Origin of the sequence: Hymenobacter glaciei (assembly GCF_039539585.1) — a bacterium.
GTDB lineage: Bacteria > Bacteroidota > Bacteroidia > Cytophagales > Hymenobacteraceae > Hymenobacter > Hymenobacter glaciei.
The window spans coordinates 202,350-217,301 of the sequence record NZ_BAABDK010000025.1 but is presented as its reverse complement, the minus strand read 5'-3'; the positions used below and the strand labels follow the sequence as shown (position 1 = coordinate 217,301).

The 14,952-nt window shown below is 63.4% G+C and carries 12 protein-coding genes; 7 read left to right on the top strand and 5 right to left on the bottom strand.

All coding sequences use genetic code 11. The annotated features are described in order from the left end of the window. Positions 1–102 precede the first annotated feature (102 nt). The 5 genes from ABD837_RS16255 to ABD837_RS16235 all read left to right on the top strand — a co-directional run bounded on the left by ABD837_RS16255 (position 103) and on the right by ABD837_RS16235 (position 5,242). Positions 103–1,950, top strand: coding sequence for a bifunctional alpha/beta hydrolase/class I SAM-dependent methyltransferase (locus ABD837_RS16255; RefSeq protein ID WP_345056564.1), 1,848 nt, complete (start codon positions 103–105; stop codon positions 1,948–1,950). Positions 1,951–2,022: 72 nt separating this feature from the next. After that, the gene (locus ABD837_RS16250) at positions 2,023–3,438 is read left to right on the top strand and encodes a dual specificity protein phosphatase family protein (RefSeq protein WP_345056562.1); all 1,416 of its coding nucleotides are present in this window, start codon (positions 2,023–2,025) and stop codon (positions 3,436–3,438) included. An 11-nt stretch (positions 3,439–3,449) separates the two neighbouring features. Further along, the gene (locus ABD837_RS16245; protein WP_345056560.1) at positions 3,450–3,875 is read left to right on the top strand and encodes a hypothetical protein; all 426 of its coding nucleotides are present in this window, start codon (positions 3,450–3,452) and stop codon (positions 3,873–3,875) included. A 286-nt stretch (positions 3,876–4,161) separates the two neighbouring features. Continuing rightward, positions 4,162–4,800, top strand: a complete 639-nt coding sequence (locus ABD837_RS16240) for an HAD family hydrolase (RefSeq protein ID WP_345056558.1) — start codon at positions 4,162–4,164, stop codon at positions 4,798–4,800. A gap of 97 nt (positions 4,801–4,897) precedes the next feature. Continuing rightward, positions 4,898–5,242, top strand: a complete 345-nt coding sequence (locus ABD837_RS16235) for a DUF433 domain-containing protein (protein ID WP_345056555.1) — start codon at positions 4,898–4,900, stop codon at positions 5,240–5,242. Between the two features lie 4 nt (positions 5,243–5,246). Here ABD837_RS16235 and ABD837_RS16230 read toward each other — a convergent pair whose 3' ends face one another. Then, complete coding sequence (locus ABD837_RS16230) at positions 5,247–6,899, bottom strand: MFS transporter (RefSeq protein ID WP_345056553.1); 1,653 nt, start codon at positions 6,897–6,899, stop codon at positions 5,247–5,249. A gap of 417 nt (positions 6,900–7,316) precedes the next feature. Between ABD837_RS16230 and ABD837_RS16225 the strand changes: the two genes are divergently transcribed. Next, complete coding sequence (locus ABD837_RS16225; protein WP_345056551.1) at positions 7,317–8,411, top strand: sensor histidine kinase; 1,095 nt, start codon at positions 7,317–7,319, stop codon at positions 8,409–8,411. 103 nt (positions 8,412–8,514) lie between these two features. On the opposite strand, the gene ABD837_RS16220 is transcribed toward ABD837_RS16225, so the two are convergent. The 3 genes from ABD837_RS16220 to ABD837_RS16210 all read right to left on the bottom strand — a co-directional run bounded on the left by ABD837_RS16220 (position 8,515) and on the right by ABD837_RS16210 (position 12,610). Next, positions 8,515–9,555: a LacI family DNA-binding transcriptional regulator gene (locus tag ABD837_RS16220; RefSeq protein WP_345056549.1), complete on the bottom strand. Its 1,041-nt coding sequence runs from the start codon at positions 9,553–9,555 to the stop codon at positions 8,515–8,517. Positions 9,556–9,755: 200 nt separating this feature from the next. Continuing rightward, positions 9,756–10,361: a pentapeptide repeat-containing protein gene (locus ABD837_RS16215; protein WP_345056547.1), complete on the bottom strand. Its 606-nt coding sequence runs from the start codon at positions 10,359–10,361 to the stop codon at positions 9,756–9,758. 164 nt (positions 10,362–10,525) lie between these two features. Next, positions 10,526–12,610 (bottom strand): ExeM/NucH family extracellular endonuclease, encoded by a 2,085-nt coding sequence (locus ABD837_RS16210; protein ID WP_345056545.1) that lies wholly within the window; start codon positions 12,608–12,610, stop codon positions 10,526–10,528. A 471-nt stretch (positions 12,611–13,081) separates the two neighbouring features. Between ABD837_RS16210 and ABD837_RS16205 the strand changes: the two genes are divergently transcribed. Then, complete coding sequence (locus ABD837_RS16205) at positions 13,082–13,501, top strand: STAS/SEC14 domain-containing protein (RefSeq protein ID WP_345056543.1); 420 nt, start codon at positions 13,082–13,084, stop codon at positions 13,499–13,501. 85 nt (positions 13,502–13,586) lie between these two features. Here ABD837_RS16205 and lysA read toward each other — a convergent pair whose 3' ends face one another. Continuing rightward, positions 13,587–14,789, bottom strand: a complete 1,203-nt coding sequence (gene lysA / locus ABD837_RS16200) for a diaminopimelate decarboxylase (protein WP_345056541.1) — start codon at positions 14,787–14,789, stop codon at positions 13,587–13,589. Positions 14,790–14,952: the final 163 nt, after the last annotated feature.

Genomic DNA, 14,952 nt, shown 5'->3' with positions numbered 1-14,952 from the left:
CTTCCCCTTTCCCCATTTCCTGTTTCCTTTTTACCCTTTCCCATTTCCTGCCCTTCTACCTTTTCACATTTCCCTTTTTCACATTTCCCAACCCCCCAGCTCATGGATACTGCTTATGCTACCGCGCGCACCTGCGCCGAGCACTATTTCCCTTCGGCCGATGCCATGCCGCTGTTCTACCGCCACTGGCCGGCCGCTACCACGGCCGGCCACTTGGCCGGGTCGAAAAAGGCTATTCTATTGTTTCATCGCGGCCACGAGCACGGCGGACGCATGGCTCACCTCGTCGACGAGCTGAACCTGCCCGACTACGACTTCTTTGCCTGGGATGCCCGCGGCCTGGGCGAGTCGTTGGGCGAGCGCGGCGCAGCCGCCAGCTTCGGCGTGCTGGTGAAGGATGTCGACACCTTTGTGCGCCACCTGGCCACTACCCACGGCATCACGCCGGAAAACATGGTCGTCATCGGCCAAAGCTTTGGGGCCGTGACGGTCGCCACCTGGGTGCACGATTACGCGCCGTGCCTGCGGGGCATGGTACTGGCCGCTCCGGCTTTTAAAATCAACCTCATTGTGCCCGGCGCCCGCCAGATGCTGGCGCTGCTGCACAAAGTGCGAGGCAATTTCTTCGTGAAGTCGTACGTGAAGCCCACCCAGCTCACCCACGACCCCGCCCGCATTGCCTCCTACACCCGCGACCCGCTCATCACTCGCCCCATTGCCGTGAACGTGCTGCTCGACGTGGACGCTGCCGCCGACCGCGTGGTGGCCGATGCCGCCGCCATCCATGTGCCTACCCAGGTGCTGGTGTCGGGCGATGACCAGGTGGTGTACCGCGAGCCCCAGCAGGTGTTTTTCGATAACCTGAGCAGCCCAAGCAAGGAGCTGCACGTGCTCGACGGCTTCTACCACGACACGCTGGGCGAGCTTGGCCGCGACCGGGCCGTGGCGCTGGTGCGCGACTTTGTTGAGCGGGTATTTGCTGAACCGGTAGCCAAGCCCGGCCTGCTCGCGGCCGACCAACAAGGCTTCACCAAGGCGGAATTCGACACCCTGGGCCAGCCCGCCGCCTCGGCATTGGCCCGCGCCTACTGGGGCATGAGCCGCTTCTGGATTAAAGTCGGTGGCCGACTGTCCACGGGCATTAATCAGAGCCTGGCCACTGGCTTCGACTCGGGCAGCACGCTCGACTACGTGTACCGCAACCGCCGCCAGGGTCACACCTTCATCGGCCGTCTTGTGGATGGCTTTTATTTGAACAGCATCGGCTGGCGCGGTATCCGGGTGCGCAAAACCCACCTCGAGCGCCTCATCGGCCAAGCCATCGACCGGCTGCGCGAAGCCGGCCGGCCCGTGCGCATCGTCGACATTGCCGCCGGCCACGGCCGCTACGTGCTCGAAGCCCTGGCCCAGCGCCCGGGCCAGGTCGACCGCATTCTGCTGCGCGACTACAGCGACCTCAATGTGGCCGCCGGCCGCCGCCTCATCACCGAAAAAGGCCTGGCCTCTGTGGCCCGGTTCGAGCCCGGCGATGCCTTCGACCAGGCCAGCCTGGCTGCCCTGGAGCCGCGCCCCACGCTGGCCGTGGTATCGGGCCTCTACGAGCTGTTTGCCGATAATAATTTGGTGCGCAAGTCGCTGGCCGGGCTGGCTGAAGCTGTGGAGCCCGGCGGCTATCTGCTCTATACCAACCAGCCCTGGCACCCGCAGCTCGAAATGATTGCCCGCTCGCTCACCAGCCACCGCGAAGGCAATGCTTGGGTGATGCGCCGCCGCGTGCAAGCCGAAATGGACGAGCTGGTGGCCGAAGCCGGCTTCGAAAAAATCGACCAACTGAGCGACCAGTGGGGAATTTTCAGCGTGTCGTTGGCCCGCCGGGTGCCGGTGGCCCCAGCCGCTGCGCCGGCTCCGGCCTTGGCCCAACAGGTTGCCATTCCGGCTTTGGCTGAATAACCAGTTGCCTAACCTAGTCCTCAACGCTGGGTTCGTTGGGAATGACCTTCAACTGCCCCAATAATTACCTGCATGGCACTGCTCATTCGCCTCTTCGTTGCGCTGTCGGATAGCCGCCTGGCGGTTCTGCTGGCTCGGCCAGTCCCGCAGGCGCCGGCCCCTTCGGGCCACCGGCCCTGGTTGCGGGCGGCCGGCTGGTTGGCCGTGCTGGGTCCGTTCTTCTTCCTGTCCTACGGCTTGGCCAACTGGTGGACCGGCCGACTACCCCACGTGGGCTCGGTGGTGTTTGGCTGGGAGCGGCACATCCCGTTTCTGTCCTGGACCATCCTGCCTTACATGTCGCTCGATGCCTTTTATGCGGGCTCGCTGTTTCTCTGCGCCACACGGGCTGAACTCGATACGCACGCCAAGCGGCTGCTGGCGGCCAGCATCATTTCGGTGGTGGGGTTTCTGGTGTTTCCGCTGCAGTTCAGCTTCGTGCGGCCTGCTACCAGCGGCTTCAACGGGGCGCTGTTTGAGGTGCTGATGGGGTTCGACAAGCCCTACAACCAAGCCCCGTCGCTGCACATCAGCCTGGTGATACTGGTGTGGCTGGTGTTTGCGCGGCACCTGCGCGGGGTGGCCCGGTGGACCATGCATATCTGGTTTAGCTTGATTGCGGTGTCGGTGTTCACCACCTTTCAGCACCACTTTATAGATGGGGTGGCCGGCGCCGCCGTAGCCGTGGTGGTGGTGTACCTGCTGCCAGAGGCCCCGCACGCCTGGCGGCCCGTGCTGGCCCCGGCCGATGGCTCCTGGCGGCGCTGGCTGGCGGCTGGCTACCTGCTGGGTGCAACGGGCGCCGCCGGACTAGCGGCCGCGCTGGGTGGCTGGTTCTGGCTGCTACTGTGGCCTGCCGTGGCCTTGTTGCTGGTGAGCTTGGCGTATGGCCATTTCGGCGTCCAAATATTCCAGAAAAATGCCGGGCGGTTGAGCTGGGCCGCTGGCCTGTTGCTGTGGCCCTACCGGATGGGCGCCTGGTGGTCGTCGCGCTGGTTCACTCGCCACGAAGCGCCGGCAGCCGAAGTAGTACCCGGCGTCTGGCTGGGCCGCGCCCCCGGCCGCGCCAACCTTCGCCAATTCTCAGCTGCCATCCTAGACCTCACAGCCGAGTTCAGCCGGCCCGCTGCGGCGCGCCAGCGGCCCTATCGCAGTGTGCCGCTGCTCGATTTGGTTGTGCCTGCCCCAGTCGAGTTGGCCGAGGCGGTGGCTGCCCTTAATGAGCTAAGCCCCACCGGCCCGGTGCTGGTACATTGTGCCCTAGGTTACTCCCGGGCGGCCATTGTGGTGGCCGCGTGGCTGTTGCACCGGGGCCTGGCCGCTACCCCCGAAGCGGCCGTGGCGCGGGTGCGGGCCGGCCGGCCGCAGGTGGTGCTATCGGGTCGGCACTGCGCGGCGCTGGCAGAATATGCGGTGGCTTACTGCCCGCAGCCCATGCTCGCACACTAACCTTTCGCTTGATGCACAATCCCGAAAACACCGTCCGGCTGCGCGTGCTGCTGGGGTTTCTGAAAGCAGCCCGAGTGCTCGACCACGGCTCGTCGGTGCTATTGCTAAGTACGGTTTTGGTGGGCACGCGCGCCAATGGCGGGCTCGCCGTGGGGCTGTGGGGAGTCGCAGGATTGCTGGGGCTGCTCGAAAAATACCTGGCCTGGCGAGTGGCCCTCGATACTGAATTCTTCGCTCTGCTACTCGAACACCCCGGACAGGAAGCTGCTTTTGACGCGGCGCTGGCCGAGTTTCTGAGTCGCCCGCCAGTAGCTGAAACCCGGACCATGACCAGCCGCTGGCAGGGCGCGCGTAGGTTGGTGCAGCAGCAGGCAGTTGCTTTGGCAGCGCAGGCATTAGCCGTTGCGGTGGGAGTTGCCTGCACCGTAATTTGGTAGCGGTAGCTGGCATAAAACAGGGGTAGGATTTGCGGGAGCTGATGTAGAGACGCAATATTTTGCGTCTCGTAGTTGAACAACAAAGGCGAACGATGACCGAACTACACCCAAGCGGCACGGCCGACGTGGCGCAAAATGTTGCGTCTCTACGTCGTTCTTGTTAGCCTGCCCAGTGCCAAAGCTTCAGCATCGCAGCCTGTCCCGCAACCGCAACGCGCAACCCCGGGACGCGGCGGGCGGTTAGGTACCGGGCAAGCTGCTTTGCCCGGACCTTTTTTGATTGCTGATGCCTACCCGTTTCGATAGCGTGATTTTTGACCTCGACGGTACCCTGTGGGACGCCTCTGCAAGTATTACCCAGGCCTTTCAGGCCGCGGCCCGGAGCGTCGACTACATCGACCACAACGTAACCCAGGAACAGGTACAAGCCGTGACTGGCCAGCCCTACACTGTGGTGTACGAGCGCCTCTTCCCAACCTTGCCGGCCGATAAGCTCGAAGCATACCGGGCCCTTTGCGCCCGCCAGGAGCTGGCTGCCGCCGCCGACCACGGCGGTACGCCCTACCCCGACCTCGAACCCACGCTGGCTTATCTGAAGGAGGATGGCTACCGCTTGTTCATCGTGAGCAACTGCCAGTTGGGCTACGTGGAGACATTTTTCAAGCATACTCAGCTGGGGCACTACTTCGAAGGCCATCAGTGCTTTGGCACCAGACTGCTGCCCAAGTCGGAGAACATCCGCGAAGTGGTGGCGCAATACGGCCTGCAGGCGCCCGTGTACGTGGGCGATACGCCCGGCGACCTGGCCGCGAGCGAGGCGGCCGGCGTGCCGTTCATTTTCGCCACCTACGGCTTTGGGCAACTCACGCCAGCCGAAGCGCCCACGCGAATCGACCAGCCCGCCGACATGCGGCAACTGCTGTAGCTGCTCGCCCGTTGGCCATAACAGGCCTATGAAAGCCAGTGGGCGTACTGTTCTGCTTGTAGGCGCTACCCGCCATTTGTAATTTGGTTGAATGAACATGCCGGGCTCCTCACGCATCACCATTCATCCCGCCATCTGCGACGGGCAACCGACCGTGCGCGGCTTGCGCATACCCGTGTGGCAAGTGCTTGAATGGCTGAGCGGCGGCTGTACCGCGGCTGAGCTAGCCACGGCGCACCCCGAACTGGAGCCCGAAGACTTGCAGGCCTGCCTGGCCTTTGCCGCCGAGCGCCTGAAGCCGTTGCATCATCCGCAACCCGTCGTGCCCGACCACAATTCCGAGGCCTGGCTGCTGAGCCGCCAACGCCAGTGGCTGGCCGAGCAGGACTTTCTGAAGCAGCTGTGGGAGCGTCCTGCAACGAGCCCGCAGTCCGCGGACTAACGCATTAGCGCTGGCTTTCCAGCGTCGGAATCGGCGTGGCGACTTCCACGTTCGAGGTGTTGGGGAAAGCCAGAAAGTGCGTCACGCGCGGCTCCTCCGGCCCTTGGTGGAAGCGGCGCACGCAGGCTTCTACCACCTGGTCTTCGCGGGTGAAGCGGTGGTGCTGGCGCTGGTGCTCGCCCCAGGTGGCCACGTAAAAGAACTCGCTGATGCGGGTAGGCACGGCCACATCGGCAAACACGCCGGCGCGCAGGGCCCCATCGCGCAGCCGCAGCCGCGTGAGCTGCTCGGCGGCCAGGTGGAAGGCGGCCCAGTTGGCGGGCGCCACCTGGTACTCAATCATCACCAGCACGGGGCCGTCGTCGGGGTCGATGGGGCCTTCGGTTTCCGGGGCGGGCCAGTGCTCGGCGGGGTCCAGGTTCAGGCCTTCGGCCGAGCGCATGGGGAAGGGGAAGGCCAGCAGCGTGCTGGCCAGCATCCAGCCGGCGGCGGCCAGCAGCGAGGTTCGCAGCGAAAGGTGGTCGGCCAGCTCGCCCCACACCAAGCTGCCCACCGACAACCCCGCCTGAAACACCAGCATGTACACGCTGATAACGCGCGCCTGCACCCACTTGGGCACGCTCAGCTGCACGGTGGTGCTGAAGCTGGTCATCACCAAAAGCCAGGCGATGCCCGACACGAACATCACGGCATACAGCACCTGAATCTGGCTCACGAGGGCCAGCGCCAGGTTGGTGCCCACAAACGCCAGCACGCCCAATAACACCCGTTGGTTGAAGCTGAGCCGTGAGCCGGCCCGGCCCATGAGCACCGCCCCCGTCACGGCGCCCGCGCCGAGCCACGACAGCGTGGCCCCGTAGTGCCCGGCGCTCAGGTTCAGGCTCTTCACTACCACCGAAGTGAGGGCCCACATGGCCGAAGCCCCGAACGAAAACGCGAACGTGCGCGCCAGCACGCCATAAATGGCCGGCGAATACTGCACGTAGCGCATCCCCGCCCGCAGCGCCCCGATGAAGTTTTCGGCCGGGCCATTCGTGGCCAGGGGCTGGCGCTTCCAGAAATATATTACCGCCCAGGTGCCCAGAAAGGACACGCCATTCAACAGAAACACCCAGCCCGGCGAGTAATAGGCGATGATGACCCCGCCAATGGCCGGCCCAATGGCGCGGGCAATGTTGTTGCTCACCCCGTTCAGCGTGATGGCTGAGGGCACTGCCGGGCGGGGCACCAGTTCGGTTACGATGCTTTGCCAGATGGGCAGGTTGAGGGCAGCGCCCATGCCCAGCAGAAACGTGAAACCCAGCACCCCGTAGGCTGAAATGCCGCCACTGAGCGTGAGTACACCCAGCCCCATGGCCACCACCGCCATGAAGCCCTGCGTGAAAAGCAGCAGCCGGCGACGGTCCACCAAATCGGCCAACACGCCGCCGGGCATGCTCAACAAAAAGGCCGGCAGCGAAGTAGCCGTCTGCATGAGCGCGACCAGCGTGGCCGAAGCCGTGAGGGCCGTAACGAGCCACACACCGGCCACGTTCTGCATCCAGGTGCCCACGTTGCTCACCAGGCCCGCAATCCAGATGGCCCGGAAAACGGCATGGACAAACGGCGTCCAGAGCGTGACTTTCGGAGCGGGCGGAACAACAGTCGGTTCGGGCATCGGGCAGCAGCAGGGTTTCGCTGCTAATAACAGCGCAACGACGCAAAAGGCTGCTTACGTTTCTGGCTGAGGAAAGGAGAAAACTTTCCCGGCAGGTTAAGTGCAACCTGTGCAGGCATCATTGCCAATCCACAAAAGCCCGGCTGCTGCCGAAACCAGCCAGCCCAAGCTCCGGGTTGGCAATGAAGCAGCCACGCGCACCTACAACCGGCTCCCCCAACCTGGGGGAACGCTACTCCAACAGCGTGCGAAACGACAACCGGGAACGCGCTGCTTTGGGGCGCCGTAGTAAGCTCCGCCGTGTGAGCTGCAGGGCTAATATCTGGGCGAAAAGTTGATGCGTAAACTGCCTTTGAGTGAAGCAGGCGCAGAAAAGAATAGTACCTTCACAGCTCCCCATTCCTTATTTTACACTGCATGACGGACTTCTCCACCTTATTTATGGACCAGGCAGAAGCCAGCGCCCAGGTGCAGTTTGTGTACGACGTGGCCGCGGGCCGTGTCGTTTACGTCAACGCTGCCTACGAGCAGGTGCTCGGCGGCAACCGGCAGCTGGTAAACCAGGAGTTGCCCGGCCTGCTTGCCCGCCTGCACCCCGACGACCGCCAGTACCTGGCGCACTGCTGGAAGCTGTGGCTGCAGGGCCGCATGCCCGACGAGGTAGAAGTGCGCCTGTGCACCCCCGAGCAGCCCGACCAGTACTTGTGCCTGAGCCCCTACTGTCCGCCCCAGGGCGAAGGGCCGCTGCTCGTGGCCGGTACCCTGCGCGACATCAGCGTGGGCAAGCGCTACCAGCAAAACGCCGACACGTTCAATGCCCGCAAGAACGCCTCGCTCGAAATCCTGTCGCACGACCTGAGCGGGGCCTTCGCGCTGGTGCACCAGATTGCCACGTACCTGCGCGAAGAAGTGGCGCCTCCGGCGGGCAGCCGGGTGCTGGAAATGCTGCGCGTGCTGGAGGCCACCAGCCAAAGCAGCCGGAAAATGATTCACGACCTGGTGAACATTGAGTTTTTGAATTCGGTCAACACCGACCTGAAGCGGGACCGGGTGGAGGTAGGCGCCGTGCTGCGGCCCCTCCTGGATGAGCTGCAGGGCAACCGCGAATTGCTGGGCCAAAGCTTTGCCTATTCGCTGCCCGCCGAGCCCTTGTATGCGCATCTCGACGTCAATAAAATAACCCAGGTGCTGAACAACCTGGTAAGCAATGCGCTCAAGTTTACGCCGGATGGCGGGCAGGTTACGGTCGAGGTCGAGCCCTGCCCGGGTTGCGTGCGCATTCACGTCAAGGATACGGGCGTGGGCATTCCGGAAACCCTGCAGCCGCATCTGTTCGAGCGCTTCACCAAAGCCCGGCGGCGCGGCCTGCGCGGCGAGCCCACCACCGGCCTCGGCCTGGCGCTATGCAAAACCATTGTGGAGTGGCACCAGGGCACCCTCACGGTGCGCAGCGCCGAGGGGCAGGGCAGCACGTTTACCGTAGAAATTCCGCAGGCGGAAAGCGCCGTATAACCCGGTTGCGGCACGTTGCCAGAGGTGGAGAACCGATGCGCTAAGCCGGTATTGGAGTAATGGACCGGGTGGCCATCGGTTAGCGGCTGGGCCTTCGCTTTCCCTACCGTCGCTGCGACGACTCGCGTACCAGCAGCTTGGGCTTGAGCACGATGGGCTTGGGCGGGCCTACGCGGTTGGGGCCGCTTTTCAGCATCTTTTGCAGCAGCTGCACCGCCGTTTTGCCCATCTGCTCGCAGCGCTGGTCCACGCTGCTAAGCATGGGCTCGGTGAGGGCGGTGAAGACTTCGTTGCTGAAGCCCACGATGGCCACGTCCTGCGGCACGCGCAGGCGCAGGGCCTTCACGGTTTGCAGGGCGCCCACGGCGGCCAGGTCGTTGCTGGAGAACACGCCGTCGGGGCGCTGGGCGGCGGGCAGGCGCAGCAGCTGGCGCATGGCCGTCTGGCCACCTTTTTGGCTCATCTCGCAGTGCACGCTCAGCTCGGGGTCGATAGTGAGGCCGTGGGCGGTAAGCGCATCGAGGTAGCCCTGGTGGCGGTTTTTGTGAATGCTCAGGTGCAGCGGGCCGGTGAAGTGGGCAATGCGCAGGCAGCCCTGCTCAATGAGGTGCGTTACCACCTGGTAGGCGCCCTGGTAGTCGTCAATCACCACGGCGCTCACGTTGCTGCCTTCAAAGTCCTCCACCATGCGGTCGAAAAACACCAGCGGAATGTTCTGTTGGCGCACGGCTTCGAAGTGGCCGAAGCTCTGCGTGGTGTTGGCCAATGAAACCAGGATGCCTTCCACCTGTGAGTTCATCAGCAGGTCGATGTTCTTCTGCTCTTGGCGGGCGTCTTCGTTCGACTGGCAAATCATCACGTTGAAGCCCAGCTTGGCGGCTTCGGTGGCAATGCCGTTCACCACCAGCGGAAAAAAATGGCCCGTGATGTGGGGCACCAGCACGCCCAGCGTGTTGCTGCGGCCCTTGCGTAGGGCGGCGGCCAGCTGGTTGGGCTGGTAGTGCAGCTCCTCGGCCAGTTGGCGCACGCGGGCCTTGGTGGCCTCACTCACGTCGGCGTGGTCGCTGAGGGCGCGGGAAATGGTGGACGGCGACAAGCCCAGCGTTTTGGCCAGGTCGGTAATGGAAGCGCGGCGGTTGGCCATCGGATGTGGTTAGCGAGGTGAACGAAAACCCGGGTCGGGGGCGGCACTGCCGCCCAGGGCCGGGCCCTGGCATGCGGCCGAAGGAGGTAGGCCGCCCGCGCCTGGGGCAGCCGCTTTCGGCCATCGATGGGAATTCACCCGCAATCTACACCGGTCGGCGAATCTGGCCGCCCCGGTCGAGGCCGCCCGGCGGCCAGCTGCTATTCCACTACCAGGTTGTAGCGCGCCACCACGCCCAGCAGCCCGGCCAGGGTGAAGTGCGCGCCCGTAAGGGGGTTGGTTTCGGGGTCGATGATGAAGCCGGTGGCGGTACGGAAATCAGCTCCCAGCAGCTTGGTGTTCTGGAACACGGCCCCGCCCAGTGCGCAATCTTCAAAGGCGGCATTGCTGAGGTCGGCATCGGCAAAGTCAGCATCTTCCAGCTGGCAACCCACGAAGCGGGTGCCCGCCATGCTCCGCCCCGCAAACGAGGCGTAGCGCAGCTGGCACTGGTCGAAATGCACGCCAAACAGCATGTCGCGGCATGCTCCAAACTGCAAGCCCATCAGCTTGCAGTCATCAAACGCCACGTTCTGGAAAGCCGTGCCTGCCAGCTGAGCTGTGGTGAGGTTGCAGTGCTCAAACCGGCAGTCGGTGAAGCGCAGCCGGCGCAAATCGGCCCCGCCAAAATCGCAGCCCACGAAGCGAAACTCATCAAACTCGGTGTGGCCCAGCAGGTGGCAGGCATCCCAGCGCTCGGCCACGTTTTCATCGGGAAAGTAGGTAGGCTTGCGCAGGGTAGGGACGGGCTTGCGGCGGGGCGGCATGAGGCGATGAATGTTATGATTATGCGATAAAGCAAGAACGTCATGCTGAGCGCAGCCGAAGCATCTCGCTTGCAGTTACTAACCTAATCGGTGAACGATTCAATCAGAGGTGGCAAGCGAGATGCTTCGGCTGCGCTCAGCATGACGTGCGGAATTAAACCAATCTACTCCTTCACCACCCACTGCACCTCGCTCAGGCCCTCACCGTGCAGCCGCACCAAATAAGCGCCCGGCGCCAGCTCGGCCGTGCGCCGCGCCAGTTCGGCCTGCACCTCGGCGACCGTACCGCGCATTGCCAGCACTGGCTGCCCCAGCGCCGACAGCACTTCCAGTGTCAGCGGCCGGGCATCGGGACTGGCGATGCGGATGTTGAACGCACCCGGCGCGGGGTTGGGAAACACCTGCAGCCGGGCAGTAGCCGTTTTCGGGGCCAGGGCGGCCGTTACGGTCGTCGTAAAATTCAGGCCGATGAGGATGGGGTCGTGGTCGGAGGAGCGGAAGGGGCTGTTCACGTCGGTAGCCGCGCCGGCTACGTCGTACTCCAGGAATTCGGGCTCGGCGGCGTTGATGTGCCACTTTTCGACCGCTGAGTGGCCCATCAGGTTGGGGGTAAGTACGGCATGGTCGAGCGAGCCGCTGAGGCCGTTGAACAGGTAAGATGCGCTGGCGGCGGGGCTGCCCACTACCAGCCCGGCGGCGCGCAGGACATCGATGGGGTCTTCTTCGTAATTGGCGTTGTAGTCGCCCACGCTCACCACGTAGCGGGTGCCGGCCGGCTTCACAATGGTGTTGATAAACTGCACGAGCCCGTCGGCCTGCTGCTTGCGGCGCAGGTTGCTGGCGCCCTGCCCATCCTGCTGGTCGGCATTTACGCCGCTGCCGCTGGCTTTCGATTTCAGGTGGTTTACCACCAAGGCAAACGTGTCGCGCCGTGAAGCCTGGTTCGTGATGAAAAGCTGGGCCAGGGGCGGCCGCTCAAACACGCCCGGCGTCAGGGCAATCAGGGCCGGACCGTAGGGCGTGAGCACGGCCGGCTTATAGATAATCACGCAGTGAATGAGGTCGGTGTTGTTGAACTGCTTCGTCGTGCCGCCGTCGTTGATGAAGGCGTAGGTGCCCGCGCCCATGGCCTGGTTCAGCCCGTTCACCAGGTCCTGCACCGACGAGGCAGTGCCGGTGCCGTCGTTTTCCACCTCCATTAGGCCAAAAACGTCGGCGTTCTGCTGGGTGAGGGCGGCCATGATTTTGCTGCGCTGGCGCTGAAAGTCGGTTAAGGTCAGGGCCCCGCGCGAGGTAGGAAAGCCGCCGCCCGCGCCGTCGCCGTTGAAGAAGTTCAGCACGTTCATGCTGGCGATTTTCACGTCAATCGGGCCGAAGGTGGGCACCGGCGGGCGTACCGTGACAACCTGCGGTGCATCGGCGCCGTCCAAGGGCTGCACGCGCCACTTGCTGTTGCCGTAGCCCAGCACGCCGCGCAGGCGGGCCACGGTGCTGCCCACGCGCACGGTGCGGGTAGTGGCATCGAGGTAGGGGGTGGGCGTGGGGTTGGTGGCCGCGCGGCCGTCGTCGAGCACCAGCGACTTGTTCACGTTGGCGGCTTGGTAGGCATTCACGGCGGGCACGTTGGCGGTGCCGGTGCTGCTGGTGCCGCTGGCCGGGTTGTCGTTGGGGTCCACGAACTGCGTGGGCTGGTACACCAGGCCGCGCAACGAAATGGTGAGCTCGCCGCGCGACTTCACGGCTGCCACGTCGGCGACCGTCACGGCTCCGTTGAATTCGACCAGCATGCCTTCGAGCGGCTCGGCGTCGGCCATCGAAAACGTTAGTGGGTCGATGCTACTGAATGCCGGCAGCGTACTGCTCGGGCTCAGCACCGTAACAACCGGGCTGGTGAGCACGGCCTGGTTGAACGACGGCGTGCTGGCAATTTCCTGCACCGCCCCGCTGATGCGCACGCGGTTGCCGACAACGACGGTGGGCGAAGTTTGCACTACAAACAGCGCATCGGAAGTGGCCGGGTCGCCGTCGGCGCTGGCTGCGTCGTTCTGCACGTAGAAGCCGGCCGGATTTAGGCCCGCGTACACGCCCGTTACCACCCCCTCGATGGTGTAGTTGCCGGAAGTGGCCAGCACGCCGCTGCCCTGAATGGTGCCAATTGGCGTGATGGTTTGGGCTTGGGCAGTAGCCAGGCCGGTGGCCAGCAGCGCGGGGAGGAAGGCAAAAAAAGAACGACGTAAAACTTGTGGCATAGAGTTAAAAATCAACGAGAGACTGATACGGGCTTGTAAATGTAACAGGCTTGCTTGGTCGGTTTGCATGGGGTCGGAAAATGCCCAATTAAGCTAGGCCACGAAGCCAATGCGGGCAACTTGCAGACCATCCCGGCACGTACGCTTTAGCAGCAAGTCTTCCTTCCATCTTATTCACTCCTAGCTACATGTTTCAGGAAAACAATTCCTTCGCTTTCGATACGGCTGCTACGCCCGATGCGGGTTGCGACACCTCGCGCCGCCACTTCATCAGCCACGCCCGCCACCGCGCCTCCTGTTACCGGCCGAAGAGGAGGCGTAGGCGAACGCCGGCCCGTTAGAAAACATGGGCCGGGCCAACATCCTTTCGACCTTTGTGGTTTACGCCCAGGCGCGGCTGCTCCGGACTTGGCTTTTGAGGCCAAAAAGCCGGAGCAGCCGCGCTTGTATGCAGTTGTTTTTTCTCGTTTAATGCCGCAGGCTCCCCGTTCCCTCTATTTCGAAAACAGCGTTGGCCGCCTTTGGGAAGAACCCGAGGGCTACCTGCGGCTCGAATACAAGCCAAACCCGCGCGAGTTGCTACAGTTTCGCGCCCTGCTCACCCACACGGCTCAGGCCCTAAGCCGCCGCCACTGGTCCAATATCCTCGTCGACCAGCGCCAGATGACGCCTTTCACCCCCACCGAGCAGGCCTGGATGACCAGCGAATGGCTGCCCAAAGCGGTGCACGAGCACGGCTACCGCCATGGCGCAGTGCTGGTGGCCAACAACGTAATTTCCCGCCTGGCCATGACGCAGCTGGTACTCGGCACCCGCTACCTGCCCCATACCTACCGCACCTTCGAGGAGGAAAAAGAAGCGGTGGTGTGGCTGGCTTCGGTGAAGCAATAAGGGATAAGGAAAAAGGGATAGGGAATAAGGATGTCTGGCTAACCAAACGTCCTTATTCCCTATCCCTTTTTCCTTATCCACAATCTTACAGCTGCCCCGCCAGCAAGTCCTCGAACGTCTGGCGCTGGCGAATCAGCCGCAGCTGGCCATCTTCCTGAATCAGGACTTCGGCCGGGCGCAGGCGCGAGTTGAAGCTGCTGCTCATTTCGAAGCCGTAGGCGCCGGCGTTGTGAAACACTAGCAAGTCGTTTTCGTGAATTTCGGGCAGCAGGCGGTCCCAGGCGAAAGTGTCGGTTTCGCAGATGTTGCCCACCACGGTGTACAGCCGCTCGGCTCCCTCGGGGTTGGTGAGGTTGCTGATGTGGTGGTAGCTCTCGTAGAACATGGGCCGGATGAGGTGGTTGAAGCCCGAATTCACGCCCGCAAACACCGTGGCGGTGGTTTGCTTTACTACCGATACGTTCACCAGCAGGCAGCCGCTTTCGCTCACGAGGTATTTGCCCGGCTCGAACCAGCATTCCAGCGGCCGGCCGTATTCTTCCTCGAAGTTGGTGAACGCCAAAGCCACCCGCCGGCCCAGCTCGGCCACGTCGGTTTCGGTCTCGTCGGGCCGGTAGGGCACCTTAAAGCCCGAGCCCAGGTCCAGAAACTCCAGGTCGGGGAAGCGTCCGGCCGCGTCGAACAGCACCGCCAGGCCGCGCAGAAACACTTCCACGTCCTTAATCTCGGAGCCGGTGTGCATGTGCAGGCCGCGCACGTGCAGGCCGGTGCTCTTCACCACGCGCTCGAGGTGGCGCAGCTGGTGAATGCTGATGCCGAATTTCGAGTCGATGTGCCCGGTTTGAATCTTGTAGTTGCCGCCCGCTTCGATGTGCGGGTTCAGGCGCACGCACACCGGGTACGAGCCACCGTAAGTAGCGCCGAAGCGCTCGAGCAGCGAGATATTGTCGATGTTGAGGTTGACGCCCAGGTTTTTGGCCTCGGCCACCTCGGCAAACGTCACGCCGTTGGGGGTGAAGAGGATGTTTTCGGGCAGGAAGCCGGCGTGCAGGCCGAGCTTCACTTCGTTGATGCTCACGCAATCGAGGCCGGCGCCCAGGTTCAGAATGTGGCGCAGTATGGCCACGTTGCTCAGGGCTTTGCAGGCGTAAAAGAAGCGCGTAGGCCGCTGCGGAAAAGCTTTTTCGAGCTTGCGGTACTGGCGCGTGATGGTGGCGGCGTCGTAAACGTATAGGGGAGTGCCGAACTGCTCGGCCGCGGCGCGCAGCGCCTCGTTGATTTCTGACATAAGCACAAAAGTACGCCCGCCCTCGCTGTAGCACCTTGCAGCACCCGGCAAATAGCTGCCTCAGGCCCCTCGGAAGGCTGCTGCAACCGCTGAAAGCGTTTGGGTAGGCAAATTTAATTTAACCAGTACGGCCGGTTCTGCGGCGCTTCGATGCTGCCATAGG